The 14,747-nt window shown below is 44.1% G+C and carries 13 protein-coding genes; 6 read left to right on the top strand and 7 right to left on the bottom strand.

What is annotated here, in order from left to right; translation table 11 throughout:
* Positions 1–102: 102 nt before the first annotated feature.
* From LSG31_RS21960 to ftsW, 4 genes are all read right to left on the bottom strand, one after another.
* Complete coding sequence (locus LSG31_RS21960) at positions 103–1,266, bottom strand: MBOAT family O-acyltransferase (RefSeq protein ID WP_347437165.1); 1,164 nt, start codon at positions 1,264–1,266, stop codon at positions 103–105.
* Positions 1,263–2,366: an SGNH/GDSL hydrolase family protein gene (locus LSG31_RS21955; RefSeq protein WP_347437164.1), complete on the bottom strand. Its 1,104-nt coding sequence runs from the start codon at positions 2,364–2,366 to the stop codon at positions 1,263–1,265. Before LSG31_RS21955 ends, LSG31_RS21960 begins: the two co-directional genes overlap by 4 nt.
* Positions 2,367–2,527: 161 nt before the next feature.
* A complete protein-coding gene (locus LSG31_RS21950; RefSeq protein WP_347437163.1) occupies positions 2,528–3,493 on the bottom strand; it encodes an MBL fold metallo-hydrolase in 966 nt (321 codons plus the stop codon).
* 257 nt (positions 3,494–3,750) lie between these two features.
* Positions 3,751–4,962 carry a putative lipid II flippase FtsW gene (gene ftsW, locus LSG31_RS21945; protein WP_347437162.1) on the bottom strand — a complete coding sequence of 404 codons (1,212 nt, stop codon included), beginning with the start codon at positions 4,960–4,962 and terminating at the stop codon, positions 3,751–3,753.
* Positions 4,963–5,180: 218 nt separating this feature from the next.
* Here ftsW and LSG31_RS21940 point away from each other — a divergent pair, with 218 nt between their 5' ends.
* The 4 genes from LSG31_RS21940 to glnA all read left to right on the top strand — a co-directional run bounded on the left by LSG31_RS21940 (position 5,181) and on the right by glnA (position 10,507).
* Positions 5,181–6,779 carry an ATP-binding protein gene (locus LSG31_RS21940; RefSeq protein WP_347437161.1) on the top strand — a complete coding sequence of 533 codons (1,599 nt, stop codon included), beginning with the start codon at positions 5,181–5,183 and terminating at the stop codon, positions 6,777–6,779.
* Positions 6,780–6,890: 111 nt separating this feature from the next.
* Complete coding sequence (locus LSG31_RS21935) at positions 6,891–7,526, top strand: DUF1802 family protein (RefSeq protein ID WP_347437160.1); 636 nt, start codon at positions 6,891–6,893, stop codon at positions 7,524–7,526.
* Between the two features lie 157 nt (positions 7,527–7,683).
* A complete protein-coding gene (locus LSG31_RS21930; protein WP_347437159.1) occupies positions 7,684–8,853 on the top strand; it encodes an FtsW/RodA/SpoVE family cell cycle protein in 1,170 nt (389 codons plus the stop codon).
* A gap of 229 nt (positions 8,854–9,082) precedes the next feature.
* A complete protein-coding gene (gene glnA, locus LSG31_RS21925; protein WP_347437158.1) occupies positions 9,083–10,507 on the top strand; it encodes a type I glutamate--ammonia ligase in 1,425 nt (474 codons plus the stop codon).
* Positions 10,508–10,616: 109 nt separating this feature from the next.
* Here glnA and LSG31_RS21920 read toward each other — a convergent pair whose 3' ends face one another.
* From LSG31_RS21920 to LSG31_RS21910, 3 genes are all read right to left on the bottom strand, one after another.
* Positions 10,617–11,453 carry a YitT family protein gene (locus LSG31_RS21920; protein ID WP_347437157.1) on the bottom strand — a complete coding sequence of 279 codons (837 nt, stop codon included), beginning with the start codon at positions 11,451–11,453 and terminating at the stop codon, positions 10,617–10,619.
* A gap of 64 nt (positions 11,454–11,517) precedes the next feature.
* On the bottom strand, positions 11,518–12,198 hold the full coding sequence (locus LSG31_RS21915; RefSeq protein ID WP_347437156.1) for a response regulator: 681 nt from the start codon (positions 12,196–12,198) through the stop codon (positions 11,518–11,520).
* Positions 12,199–12,215: 17 nt separating this feature from the next.
* Positions 12,216–12,953, bottom strand: coding sequence for a PAS domain-containing protein (locus tag LSG31_RS21910; protein WP_347437155.1), 738 nt, complete (start codon positions 12,951–12,953; stop codon positions 12,216–12,218).
* A gap of 296 nt (positions 12,954–13,249) precedes the next feature.
* Here LSG31_RS21910 and LSG31_RS21905 point away from each other — a divergent pair, with 296 nt between their 5' ends.
* Both LSG31_RS21905 and LSG31_RS21900 read left to right on the top strand, forming a co-directional pair.
* Positions 13,250–13,909, top strand: coding sequence for an ABC transporter substrate-binding protein (locus LSG31_RS21905; RefSeq protein ID WP_347437154.1), 660 nt, complete (start codon positions 13,250–13,252; stop codon positions 13,907–13,909).
* Positions 13,910–14,112: 203 nt separating this feature from the next.
* Entirely contained in the window at positions 14,113–14,679 is a 567-nt protein-coding gene (locus LSG31_RS21900; RefSeq protein ID WP_347437153.1) for a beta-class carbonic anhydrase, read from the top strand.
* The last annotated feature ends 68 nt before the right edge of the window (positions 14,680–14,747 follow it).

Genomic DNA, 14,747 nt, shown 5'->3' with positions numbered 1-14,747 from the left:
TTTAAAAATCCGTATAGATAAAACGACCGCTTGGGCCGACTGCTACGAGATACACGGCGACAAGCAACAAAGCGAGAAACATTCCCCAAAAAAACGATCGCATCATGCATGAATCCCCCACATCCGTACGAAGAATACGATGGAATTGTGAATGGTCGGACTGGCAAAAAAGATCCAACCAAAACAGACAAATTGGAAAGTCAGGCCCCAACTTAGAAACTCATACAATGGTTTCGGCACAAACGTCCGTTCTTGCCGCCATTTGTTCCAGATCTTATTGATGACTTGTCCGATGCCATGCCACATGCCCCAAATCACAAACGTCCAATTGGCTCCGTGCCACAGCCCGGAAATGGTCATCGCAAGGAAGATAAACAGCAGCATGTTCAGATATCCTTTGCGATTGCCGCCCATGGGGATATATAAATAATCCCGGATCCAGGTTGACAGGGAAATATGCCAGCGACGCCAAAATTCCACCAGGTTGCGGGAGATATAGGGCCAATTGAAATTTTCCGGCAGATGAAAGCCGAAACACTGTGCAGCGCCAATCGCAATATCGGAATACGCGGAAAAATCAAAGTAAATTTTAAAGGCGTATGCATACATGGCGACCCATAAAGCATCCGGCGGATACTTGTGCGGGTCATCAAATACAGGCATAAACAAGGGATTGAGTGAATCAGCCAGGACAATTTTTTTAAATAACCCGATCCCCATGCGGATCATGCCTTTCTGTACATGTTCAAAAGAGAATAAGAATTTTTCTTTTGAGAACGACTGGATCCGCTTGATCGGCCCTGCTACGAGTGACGGGAAGAAAAAGATAAACAGGAAGAATTCACTGAAAGATACCCGCTCCGTTTTTCCTTTGTATACGTCTGCCAGGTAATGTACAAATTCAAAAACAAAAAAGGAAATCGCCAAAGGAACCGCAATGTGAACAGCCGGCAGCGTGGCGGAGAACCACCCGGCAAATACAGAATTCCATGTACTTACAGCCATTTTCCAGTATTTATAATACAAAAGAAAGCCTACAGGAACACAAATTCCATACAACAGGATCGGACGTTTCTCGGATAACGAAATCACATATACGACACAAGTGAGTGCAAGCAGGAAGAAAAAGTGCCCGATGCTGTCATACGCATAGAAGACAAATCCGCCGACAATCATGACATATTTCCGCAATGGGCGGGGTGTCAAAGCGTACACGAGCAATAGTGCAAGAAAAAACACCAGGAAGGTATACGTTGTAAAAATCAACGTGAAATCCCTCCTTTGCGGCTGATCACATCTGCTAAATGTTGTGCAATCAATCGATTGCCGGCACTTAACATATGATCGTAATCGCCAAAGTCATCGGCTGGGACAGCATGCCGCAAATCCACCATCCATGCGCCTTCTTGCTGCATGATATGAATGAGATAGTCTTCATTTTGATGCAATTGGGGCAATGAGAAAAACTTGCCGATCAACGTTTCATTTTGCGGTGTGAGATAGAATACCGTGTTTAAATGGTTTGCTCTTGCATACCGGATCATATCCCGCAACATCATGACACTGTCGTTCGCGCCAGGGATCGGACCTTGTGCGTAAATTCTGGCCATCACTTGCTGCTCTTTCGCATCCCAGACACGCTGCCGCCAACTTTTGCCGATGAGCGGATTCTGCTGTGCCGAAGCAGTTGTTTGCGGATTTGCTGTCTTTACAGGCTCACCTGTCTGCACCGCATGCGCCCAATCCTGGACATACAGCCGGGGGGCTTTGCCAAATAGTTTTTCATTGATTTCTTTTTTGTATTGGCCGATATTTGTATCTTTCACCAATGTTGTGACAATTTCCTCCAACCGATTCTCCGTAAAAATCCCGTTTGGAACATCATGTGCAAACAAAAACTCCCGTTTGAACATTTTGTTGGCCAATGCAGCCTCATGCAATACTTTGTCTGAAAAAAATACGATATTTACATCGATAAAGATCAGATCGGGTTTTGCTGCTTTCACACGCTTCAGCATGGCATACAGATCGGCAGGCCGTGCCCCTGGAAAGGCCAGATTATAGACGTGAATGGTTTGATTCTTGTCTTTGGCCTGCAGCGTTTGTTGCAGATAGTAAGGGATTGTTTGATTGGCATGAACGATGGCGCCATACATGGTGCTGTCGCCGATTCCGACGATGCGTATCCCTTTGTCCCTGCGAATGGATGCAAGAACGTGATCCAGTTGTGTATTTTGATCGTAAAATGTGTCATCCATAATCAATCGTTTGGATGGCGGGATTGGCGGGGCGAAGGTTCCCGCCCAAGCGTTTATGGCCAAAAGTGTACAGACTAAGCCGATACACATGGCAATGAAATTTTTCAATGCATTCACCTGCTGACAACAAATTGTGCAAAAGAGGTATTCCGTGAGGACAACGGAATACCTCCAGTCTATACATGTGTTTCATCATTCAGACGTTTGAACCGGATGTTTAAAAAAGTCCGATCCGTACATGGAAGAAACAGGCCTTTATTTTGGGCCATTTAGTTTGATTTGCCGCTTTCCTTACGCTTTTTTTCAACATAATAGATCAGGCCCTTGCTGTTGACTTCGAGATCGAGCGCGAGCGGCGACAGATCATCCACCGAATGCCCGAGGGATTGCAAATGTCGGCGGATCCATTGTTCCAAGTGACCGGCCATGATCGTCCAATCCATGCCTTCCGTATAATACTCTTCAGCGATCGCAGCAAATGCATCAGCCGCATGGTCAATCGTCTGATAAACGTCTTCCGGGTCCGGGCTGGAACCGAAATGTGTATGTATGATCCTTTGAACGGGGAACTGCTTCATTTTTGCAATCGAAGCGTGTACAGCCTGCGGATCAAAATCGGACGGCGATGTTGTCGGGAGAACAAATTCAAAATTCCATCCGGTATATGCATGTACATAGCGAATGCCAGTCGTATCACCTGTAAACATGGATTTTGTCAGCGAGTCAAAAATGGAAAAATGATGTTTGGCATGTCCTGGCGTATCAAGAAATGTCAATGTTCGATTGGCGCCTAATGTCAGTGTATCACCATCATTCATCACAAGCACGCGATCTTCCGGTACGGCGAGAATTTGTCCGAAATATTCCTCCAGGAGATCTCCATAGACGGCTTTTGCACCGGATATCAGGCGTGATGGGTCAATCAGATGGCGAGCACCGCGGGGATGCACCACAATTTTGGCATTCGGGCAAAGTTTGGCTAATGTCCCTGCGCCTCCTGCATGATCGAGGTGGATGTGTGTGACGATGATGTAGTTCAGCTCATCTCTCGGGATATTCAATGCGTGCAAGCCTTGAATGATTTGCCCGATGGATCGGCTGGAGCCTGTCTCGATTATGACATTCAAGGAATCCCGCAAGATAAAGCCCGCTGTCCTGCCAGGCTGATTTTGTTCCAATAAATCAATTTCCCAAATTTGATTTCCGATTTCCAAAGGGGTTGATGCATGTTCCATTTTTCCTAAACCATCCTTTCTTGTAGAGGATGCTCAAAAGCAGTCAAAACTTACTTTAAGAGGATGTTCAAAAAGTAGTCAAAACTCCACGGCGGATTGCTTTGCCGAATCCCAAAAAGGCTTACTCATGTACCAAACACGTACACTCCGTCGCCTTTTCGCGCTTCGGCTTCGCACTCCTTGTGTCTTACTTAACCACTTTTTGAACACACACTTTAAGCAGTCAAAACTCACTTTTTGAACAGGCACTTATAAGGTTATTTTTTTAATTTTGTATTCTTGCCTGCAATGACTTTTGGTTGAAACGGCGCCGCTGCAGGAATCGCCGTCGTATGTTCATATGCAGGCACGGAAGCTTGCGACGCAGGTATCTTTGTATATCTTGAGATATTCAAAACGATTCCGATGGCGGCCATTTTTAAAACGAGTGCGGTTCCGCCGTAACTGATAAATGGCAATGGAATGCCTGTTACGGGCAAAAGTCCAATCACCATGCCGATGTTAATGGTTACACCGATTGCGATCATCGCAGTAAAACCGGTAGCAAGATATGCTGCAAACGGGTTGTCCACACTTCTTGAAATCTTGAAGCCGCGCACAATTAAAATTCCAAATAACAGTATGACGAAACTGGCGCCAACCCACCCCCACTCTTCCGTCAAAATGGCAAAAATAAAATCCGTATGGGCTTCCGGCAGATACAAATATTTTTCGATGCTTCTGCCGAGCCCCCGGCCGAATATGCCGCCGGAATTGATGGCGATAAACGATTGAATCAATTGCAGAGAAGAGTCGGACGGATCGTTCCACGGATTGATAAAACTGGTAATCCTTGCCCAACGCCACGGATGAAGATAGGAAAGCAGCAGGACAATCGGGAATGTCAGACTTACAAGGATACCGAAAAAACGAAACGGCACGCCTGCGACAAAAAGAATGGAAAATGTCGATCCGGCCAACAGCAGTCCGGTGCCCAAATCGGGTTCGATGACAATGAGGCCGGCAACGCAAGCAATCAAAAGCGTCGGCGGCAAAATTCCGCGTTTTAAATCGGTTATATACTCCGCTTTTTTGTTTACCAAATACGATGTGTACACGATCATACCGAGAATGGCAAACTCAGACGGCTGAAATTCGACAGAGCCTAAATGAATCCAGCGCTTTCCGCCGTAATCTGCATTCGCATGTGTAAATAATACCAAAACGAGGGAAAGTACGGATACGAGCAGTACTATCTTTGATAAATTATACCATTTTGTGAAGGTAAAGTTCATACAAAAAAACATGACTACAAGACCGATGCAAGCATATATCAATTGCCGCACAAAAAAATACGTGCTCGATACGCCGTAGCGCTCCAGTGCAACGACAGTACTCGCGCTGAATACCATGATAATGCCCAGCAAGACAATGAGTAGCGTAACAAACAGCAAAATAAAATCAGGTTTATGTCGATTCGGTAATTGCATAGAGATCCTCCAACAAGCTTTGTAAGAATGGGCGGGCGCATCATGACCACGCGCGAAGCCGGCAAATGATGCGCATCTTTTACCCGTTACTATATATTCGACATTCGAGAAAAGTTCCCTTTGAATAAGATGACAGAACTTTCGTCAAGTTTTATACTAAGTTAGACGTGCCATATGAAATACGAAAGAATCTGATACTGTGGGGAAATATTTGAAATATGATCGATAATAGTGCAGTCATATCAAACGATTGGTTGTCTGATGCATGGCGTCGTTCTGTGGAATACGGGATAAATCCCGAACAATTGAAACAGGTGCGGCCGATTGACGTTCATGAATTGCAAGAACGGAAAAAAAAGAAGCGTTTGCTATTGGATGTTGCGGGTCCCTTTATCAACCATTTGTATACGATGGTGGACGGTGAATTCATTGTTGTCATTTCAGATCAGGATGCCGTCATTTTGAAAGTCCGGGGAGAAAAGTTGCCGGAAGAGCTTTTACAGATTCATACGACAGAAGGCATGGTTTGGACGGAGCAAGAATTCGGTGCAAACGCGTTAGGCACTGCATTGGTTTTGGATCACCCGGTCCATATGGTGGGAGCACAGCATTATTGCAAAGCATTTCACGGCATGACATGTGCAGGCAGTCCCATTCATGATGAGACAGGTACCATTATCGGCGGAATTGCCGTTGCCGCTTATAAAAAGGAACATAGCCCCTACCTGCTTGGCATGGTTATGTCCTCTGCGTTCTCCATCGAACAAGCCATTCGTCTGCAAAGTGAAAATCGCTTATTTCATCTCATTTATGAGAGAATTATGCATACGGCCAATCATTTGTATCTGTTGGTTAATGAAAGAGGCATAATTGAACAAATGAATCAGGCAGCCACACAATTTTTTGGATTGTCTTCCGGAACTTCCTTATCCGATGTGATGCAGGAAAACAGTGCACCCATGATCAGTTTTCGGACCAAACAGCAATTGTTCGATGTCAAGGAAGAGTACGCGTGTGCCAATGGACAATTGACGGTTTCATGGGACGCATATTGGATTGACCATCCTCTACTAAAGCGATCCTTTTTGTTGTTGATCGGGCGGGATATGACCAAAATGGTGCAAATGCAACGCTCAGTGGAACAATTGGAGCGATTATCCACTATGGGCAAATTTTCCGCACAAATGGCACATGAAATCCGAAATCCGATTGCGACCATTCAATTGGCTGTACAAATCTTAAAGAAGCAAGGGGTATTTCAAGGAAATGCAGAGAAAAAGGCTGAGCTGATTCTCGCACAATTACGACGAATCGGCGGGCTTACAGACCACTTTCTCAATATTTCCAAGCCGGCAAAACCGGAGCTTCGGCAATACAGTATTCAAACGTTGCTTTCAGATACATGTGATTTGATGCAAAGTCAATTTATACAGGCGGAAATCGACTTGCGGCAATCCTATGATGCGCGCATTTCATTGCAGTGGATTGACCCGGATCAAATGCAGCAAGTGTTTATTAATTTGCTGAATAATGCAATTGATGCGACTCCAAAAGGAGGTACCCTATCGGCAACAATGGCTCTGCGGGACAATGACTCGTATGAAATTATTGTAACGGATACAGGTCATGGCATTCCGGAAGATAAGCTGCAAGAAATTTTTGAGCCTTTTTATACCACAAAAAGCAAAGGGATTGGTCTGGGGTTATGCAACAGTAAAGCAATTATCGAAGCACACGGCGGACAGATGATTGTGGAAAGCCAGGATGATCAAGGAACATCTGTTCATATCATGTTGCCCATATTACAACGCCCGTGATCCACATATCAACCGGTTTGTTGTCCAAGCAGGTCCTGTACAAGGAAAAGACGTGCAGTGAGCGTCAAGGGCGCCAAAAGCCGAATCGATTCGGCAGGATGGAGGATGTGCATGAGTATCAATCACCGCAGTTTTTCCGAGCAGTTGCATTGTCCGAGAATTCCTGTCAAGGAAATCGCACTAAAAGAGTGGGACGTTGTGATTCAAGCAATGGAAGCAGGTCAACAAGTGATTTTGGTTCGCAAAGGCGGTCTAATTGAAGAGACAAAGGATTTTCGATTAGAAGATACTTCTTTTTATCTGTTTCCCACATTCGAACATCAAAAAAGAGAACTGCTCAAATCCGCTTATGGGCCGGCGCTGGAACACTCACTCGCGCAAGCCCTTGAATCACAGCGGCATGTAACCATACGTTCCTTGGCACATGTCACGGACGACATTGAACTGTTTGATTCGTTCGCATTAAAAAAGCTTTCGCCATATCATATCTTTCGTGATGAATATGCGGAACAGAGATTGAACTGGCAGAAGAACAAGCCCCTTCATATACTGATCATCCGTGGATATCGCCTGCAGTCGCCTGTTGCCATTCCCGTCATTCCCCAATATGCGGGCTGTAAATCCTGGATTCGCATGGAGTCGATGATTGCGGATAACGACTGTATTCCAATATTGGACGATCAGGAGTTTCATAGGAAACGTTTGGATATTTTGCGCCGCTTGGGTGTATCGGGCGCCGAGAATTGAGAACCCGGGTGGTGGATGGAGCATTCCCTGCAAGGAATGTTATTGCTGAAAAGGAAATAAATTTTTCTAGCCACTGTGCGTACGTTTGCCTTATCGTAAGAATTGTCGGAATCCTGTTTGGAATCGTATGTTGAATAAGAGTGGAAAGGATACGCATATGGATTTTCACCTTTTAAAACGAAACAGTAAGGACATTGAATATATTTTGATTATTGTCTTGTTGCTAATTTCCGTTCTTTCTTCTGTCACCGTCTACAGTGTGGTGATCCAACGGCCGGATCTTGGAATCGGTTATTTTAAAAAAGAGATTATATACCAGGTTGTCGGCTATGCGATGATGTTTTCTTTTATGCTTCTGGATTATCATACGTTGCGCAAATTAAAGTGGTTTATTTATGGTTTTAATATTCTGACTCTGGTTATTGTGTTTCGGTTTCCCAATGCAGTGCATGGTGCGGCCAGCTGGATACCGCTTCCCGGCGGATTTCAGTTTCAGCCGTCTGAATTTGCGAAACTGGGACTGATTATTCTCTTGGCGGACGTAATGGCGACAGAAGATGAGAAGGAAGTGCCCAACAGGGGGATCAAACCGCTTTTGGTCATGTTTTTTTATATGATTGTACCGTTTGTACTGACATTAAAAGAACCTGCTTTAGGGCAAGCGCTGGTGTTCCTGGCTATATATGCTTGTATGGTCATTCCTTTTGTCAACAAAAAGATTCTTGCAACCATTCTGTCGGTCGGTTTTGTATGTATGACCGCAATTGTCCTTGCAAAATTTGTGTACCCGGATCAAATCATCCATTTTATGAAACAGCATCATATGACTTCTTACCAAATGACGCGGATCATTACGTTTTTGGACCCGAAAAAAGTGAGCTATGACGCCAGCATGCAAGTGGTGCAAGCACAGACTGCCATCGGATCCGGACAACTGTTCGGGGAAGGATTGTTGCAGGGAATACTGACGAACGGCCGTTTTGTGCCGGAACAACAGACCGATATGATTTTTTCCGCTTTGGCTGAACAATTCGGATTTATCGGTTCGACAGCCTTAATCGTATTATTCCTGGTCATGTTTTACCGAATGATTCGGGTGGCCAGTACGGCTCTCGATACGTTTGGCATTTATATGATTGTCGGCATTATCGGCATGTTTGCCTTCCAAATCTTCGAAAACATCGGAATGAATATATTGCTTATGCCGTTGACAGGCATCACGCTGCCGTTTATCAGTTACGGAGGAACTTCATTAGTCGCCAATTTCATGATGATCGGCATTGTGATGAGTGTATCGATTCGTCGCCGCAAATTGCGTTTTACTTGATAGAGTCCAAAACATGCAAAGAAAATTGTGGATTTCACAGCAATTCTCTTTGCATGTTTTTTTGCCTAAAAAATCATATATTGTCCAAAAAATTTCATCAATTGATGTTAGATATCTTAACATATATTGTTGACTATCGCGTGCTATCGGCATATAATCATAACAAATAAGAAAATAAAAATGACGTATACTAATACGGAAGTTGAAATTAGGGTTAGGAGTTGAAGAAATGACAGCGAAAGAAATTTTGCAACTTATCAGTGAAAAAGGGATCGAGATGGTAGATTTTCGCATTGTCGATGTTCCAGGACGTCAACATCACGTTACGGTGCCGGCTTGCGAAGTAGATGAGGACATGCTTGAAAAAGGCGTTGCTTTCGACGGTTCCAGTATTCAGGGGTTCCGCAGCATTGAGGAAAGCGACATGGTTATGCGCCCGGATTTGACAACGGCGTATGTGGATGCATTTACTGCACATCCAACACTCGATTTGGTTTGTGACGTATATGATCCGCAAGGTGTTCGCTATGAGCGGGATCCGCGTTTTGTCGCGCAAAAAGCGGAAGCGTTTCTCAAACAAAGCGGAATTGCGACAGATTCCTTTTTTGGACCAGAGCTTGAGTTTTTCCTTTTTGACGATGTTCGATTTGACTCCAGCCCGCAAGGTTCTTTCTATGCAATTGATTCCTCCGAAGCAAATTGGAATACAGGCAAAGACGAAGGTCCGAACCTTGCATATAAAGTAAAGCAAAAAGGCGGATATTTCCCGGTTCAGCCGACAGACTCCCAACATGACATCCGTACGGAAATGGTCATGGAATTGATGCGCGCCGGCATCCGTGTAGAGCGCCATCACCATGAAGTGGCAACTGCGGGTCAAGCGGAAATCAACTTCCGTTTCAATACATTGACTGCAACAGCCGATACAACGATGTTATACAAATACATCATCCGCAACGTCGCCCGCAAATATGGGAAAGTTGCAACATTTATGCCAAAGCCTTTATTCGGCGATAACGGTTCTGGTATGCATGTGCATCAAAGCTTGTTTAACGGGGATACTCCGTTGTTCTATGAAGAAGGCAGTTATGGCAACTTAAGCCAGACAGCGTTGTACTACATCGGTGGTATTTTGCACCATGCGCCGGCAATTTTGGCATTCTCCAATCCATCCACCAACTCCTTCAAGCGCTTGGTGCCTGGGTATGAAGCTCCAGTAAACCTTGTGTTCTCCAAAGGAAATCGGAGTGCAGCCGTACGCGTGCCGGTTGCTGCTGTAACACCAAAAGCATGCCGGATCGAATTCCGTACACCTGACTGTACAGCAAATCCATATGTGGCGTTTGCAGCGATGTTAATGGCAGGTCTTGACGGTATCCGCAATAAAATTGATCCGACTGAACTCGGATATGGACCTGTTGACAAGAACATTTACGAACTTTCCGGAGAAGAAAAATTAAACATCCGCAGCGTTCCGGGTTCTCTTGGAGAAGTATTGGCTGCTCTTGAAGCAGATCATGAGTTCTTGCTCGAAGGCGGCGTATTTACAAAAGACTTCATCCAAAACTGGATTGATCTGAAGCGTACGACAGAACTCGAACCAATGAATCTTCGCCCACATCCGCTTGAGTTCCAACTTTACCTTGATCTGTAAGATCGAAAAGAAATAGGGAAGTTGAAGTACGAGTTGCAATCATATAAAAAAGTACCACCTGGTAACGGGTGGTACTTTTTTGCTTTCTTTTTTTGTTTTTTTCACAAGCTTACCATACGGTGGCGAATTGACCGACAACTCTAGATGTTGGCATCACCGTAATGAACGCTTCCGGGTCTTCCGCAAGTACAATTTGTTTCAAATCCTGAAATTGAACGTTTACGACAACACACATGAGAACTTCTTTGTCGCTTTGTGTATATGCTCCCTTTGCGTGCCATTTCGTTACTCCCCGGCGCATGGTTGTTGTAATAACTTCTGCCACTTGATCTCCTTTATTTGTAATAATCATGACAGAGATGCGGTCGATATGGTGTAAAAAGGATTCATACGTTTTTGCGCCCATAAAAATCGATATTAACGTATACATGGCCATTTGCACGGTAAAAATATAAGCTGAGGAAAGGACGATCAGGCCATTCACGAGCAGCATAAATTTTCCCATTGGAATGTTCTTGTATTTTGCAATGATTCGCGAAGGGATATCGAGTCCGCCGCTGGAGCCGCCAAAACGCAATACGATGGCGCTTCCCGCACTTGCGACAATTCCTCCGAAGATGGCATTCAGCAATACATCATGCGTGAAAAATTTATTGATGTGCAGGATATTTAAAAACAGGGACAGCATGACAACCGCATAAACGGTATAAAAGCTGAATCGTTTGCCGATATATATGTAGCCAAGAACCAACAAGGGAATATTAAAAAGCATATACTGTGTGCCCACGGGCCAATTTGTATAATGGTAGATAATAATGCAGATGCCTGTGAGTCCACCCGCCAGAAGGTGGGAAGGGATGATAAACTCATTGGTTCCGAAAGCGGTAAGTCCACATCCCAGTGTAATCAAAAGCAATTCCAGAAGTGTTTTCAGCAAGTTTTTCATCGTTCTCTCCCTTAGCCTTTTTAAAAAAAAGATTCAACGGATAGTCGTTGTCGATCCATCCCGTCTATTTTAAACGAAAAACCCGCTGTGGGCGACCGACAGTTCCGTATAACAAATTTTCTTCCACGATGTTCTCTTCAACCATATATGTGAGATATGTACGGGCGGTTGATCGGCTTACTCCTGCGATTTTTGCAATTTCCTCAGAGCTTTTCGGCTCGTTGCCAAGGAGTAAACTATGTTTGATGCGATCTAACGTTCGAAAATCAATTCCTGAAGGAATCGGCTTGGAGTGGGACATGGAGCGCAGCCGCTTAAGATTGTCCAACGTATCTTGATCTACGCTGGTTGACTTCGAGAGGTGGCGTTTAAACTGCACATATTTCGCAAGGGAATCCTGCAAATGATTTAAATCAAATGGATTGATGAGGTAGTCAAACACTCCAAATCGAAAACCCTCTTCTACGACTTCCAGTTCTTTTGCCGCGGTAATTAGAATAAAGTCACAAGGGATATTCTGAAGCCGAATTTCATGCAAGAGCTCAATGCCGGATCGATCTGGCATGAAAACATCCAATAAAACCAAGTTTGGTTTGCATCCTCGGATCATTGATAAAGCTTCTTCGCAATTGTTTGCTGTACCAACCAATTGATAGTCCTTTTGTTTGTCTACAAATTTTCCATGCATTCTCGCGATCATAAAGTCGTCATCGACTACAACAACTCGAAGCGGATTGTGTTTCACTCGTTTTGCCCCCTCAATTAAACTTCCGGCAGTCGGGAATTAGGAATAATCGATGCAATGGATTTCCCGATTACATCAGCGGAATCGAGTCCGAGTAAACGCTTTGCCTCCTGGTTATACGTCGAAATTTTTCCTTCGCTGTCGACCGCGATGATTCCTTCCCGTATGGATTCTAAAATGGAGGCTTGTTTTTGCGCAAGAAAAGCAATTTCTAATGGCTCCATATTAAATATCTGTCTCTTGATATGACCCGACAAAAGAGTGGCGCCCCATAAGCCCATGGCTAATGCAATAACACCCAAACCGGCAATTCGAACGAGAAATGCAAAAATTTTATCCCAAATATCACTGACAAGATACCCGACGGAGACAAGCCCGATCTGATGATGCAAGCTGTCGAAGATCGGTGCTTTTCCTCGGACGGACAGACCGAGACTCCCCATTGCTTGTGTTATGCTGCTATGTCCTGCAAGTACTTTTCCATTGTCCCCTGGATCTTTTTCCATGATTTTTCCGATCAATTTCGGATCCGGGTGACTGTATCGAATTTGCTTCATATTGGCAACTGTTCTGGCTACAGCCAGTGCTTGTTCGCCGGCTTCCTCGAATTCTGATGCGATGAAGAAGTATGAGATGACAGATATCACCAAAGTCAACACCAGGATAATATTCAAGAATACCAGCCAATTGATTTTCGATCGCAGAGTCATTCGTTTTTTGGTTCGATGCGGCTGTTTCCGGTCTTCCACAGACATAGGCACCTCTTTGAGCAAGAATATAAATGGAATCTATTATTTCATATTGTACAATAACTTGGCCCGAAATATTATCAGATTGCGAAAACGCATTCATAAAATACAAAGATCCAATATTTTTGCAGAGATTTTTCGTTGTCAAAATCGCCAAAATCAATGTTATTGTTTTATTCCGAGTAATTGTCAGAATAATTCACAAAGGAATGAACCTTATTTATACTACAAACATGTAAACGCTGACAATGCAGGGAAAGGTGGAAAGAGGAACATGTCTACTTCGGATGTTGTCCGATCGTTTGAAAGATAAAGTCAAAACATTGGCGGATTTGAAAGGATTGACGATTGGTGTAACGGATCTTGGCTCCTCAACGAATATGCTTGCTACATATAATGTAGTCAAAGGAGGCAACAAGGAAAGCGATTATAAACCGTTGCCGGTTGGAGCCGGCAATACGTTGATTGCAGCGATGAAACAAGGACAAATCGATGCAGCCGTCACAAGTGAACCGACAGCTTCCCTGCTGAAAGATCAACATTTGGCTTTCACGTTTGTAGACATGAGCCATAAGGACAAAGCGGAAAAAGCACTCGACGGGGGCTACGCATCAACCAGTCTCTATATGCAAAGGAGTTATGTGAAAGCGCATCCGGATGTCGTACAGAAATTGGCGGACGCATATGTGCGAACATTAAAATGGATGAGCACACATACGCCTGAACAAATTGCCGATAAAGTTCCACATGAATATTGGGCAGGGAATAAAGCGTTGTATCTGGAAGCGCTGAAAGGCCAATTGCCGATGTTTACAACAGATGGGAAAATGCCGGCAGGTGTTCCGGAAAATGTTCGAAAAATTCTGTCTTCATTCAAGCCTGCAGTAAAAAATATAAAACTTGATCAAACATATACAAACACATTTGTCGACAAGGCAGCACAAGATCTGAAAAATAAGTAAGCTGCACGAGCCGATACAATACGTGAAAAGGGCGGGCACCGGGTATATCCGGTGTCCGTTTTATATATGACAGAGGCTATTACCCGTTCAATTTTCCCAAATTCAATATGAGGGTTCACTTATTTATAAAATGCCGCAAGTAAAATTTTAAGATTCAAAATAGGTATGATAAAATAGAAAAGATAAAAATTGAGGTGATCGATTTGGAACGACTGTATGAAATCCTGAACTTTAATCGGGAGTTTGTTGAGAATAAGGAATATGAAAAATATCAAGTAACCAGATACAACGACAGAAAAATTGTTGTCGTGTCCTGTATGGATGCAAGGCTTACCGATCTGCTTCCTCGCGCTTTAAATGCAAAAGACGGAAATGCCAAGTTTGTCAAAGATGCAGGTGCCATTGTGTTGCATCCCTTTGGCAGTGTCATGCGGAGTGTTATCGTCGCAGTCTATGAATTGAATGCCGATGAAGTGTTTGTGGTAGGGCATCATGATTGCGGGATGAGCAGCATTGATCCAAGTGCAACGATCAAAAAAATGATGGAGAGGGGCATATCTTCCGAAACTCTGCAAACACTGGAAAGTGCCGGAATTGATTTGCAAAAATGGCTGCACGGATTCGACAGTGTGGAGGATTCCGTTGAAGCCAGTGTGCATACAATCAAAAACCATCCCCTCCTGCCAAAGAACATTCCGGTTCACGGTCTTGTAATCGATCCCGGAACAGGGAAATTGGATTTGATTGTAGACGGATATAAAAGCATGTAGGGACTTGTAATGGAATAGGAGCATCAAAGTGTAGAGAAATCTTCGGCTTCTTTACACTTTTTTTGTTT

The sequence above is a fragment of the Fodinisporobacter ferrooxydans genome (assembly GCF_022818495.1).
Classification (GTDB): domain Bacteria; phylum Bacillota; class Bacilli; order Tumebacillales; family MYW30-H2; genus Fodinisporobacter; species Fodinisporobacter ferrooxydans.
This window is presented reverse-complemented; position numbering and strand designations above follow the sequence as displayed.

What these genes read in the sequence shown, in the direction of transcription:
- LSG31_RS21920 (WP_347437157.1), bottom strand. Translation starts at nt 11,453, where the DNA reads ATGAAAAACTTGCTGAAAACACTTCTGGAATTGCTTTTGATTACACTG.
- LSG31_RS21910 (WP_347437155.1), bottom strand. Translation starts at nt 12,953, where the DNA reads ATGTCTGTGGAAGACCGGAAACAGCCGCATCGAACCAAAAAACGAATG.
- glnA (WP_347437158.1), top strand. Translation starts at nt 9,083, where the DNA reads ATGACAGCGAAAGAAATTTTGCAACTTATCAGTGAAAAAGGGATCGAG.
- LSG31_RS21935 (WP_347437160.1), top strand. Translation starts at nt 6,891, where the DNA reads ATGAGTATCAATCACCGCAGTTTTTCCGAGCAGTTGCATTGTCCGAGA.
- LSG31_RS21940 (WP_347437161.1), top strand. Translation starts at nt 5,181, where the DNA reads ATGATCGATAATAGTGCAGTCATATCAAACGATTGGTTGTCTGATGCA.
- ftsW (WP_347437162.1), bottom strand. Translation starts at nt 4,962, where the DNA reads ATGCAATTACCGAATCGACATAAACCTGATTTTATTTTGCTGTTTGTT.
- LSG31_RS21950 (WP_347437163.1), bottom strand. Translation starts at nt 3,493, where the DNA reads ATGGAACATGCATCAACCCCTTTGGAAATCGGAAATCAAATTTGGGAA.
- LSG31_RS21930 (WP_347437159.1), top strand. Translation starts at nt 7,684, where the DNA reads ATGGATTTTCACCTTTTAAAACGAAACAGTAAGGACATTGAATATATT.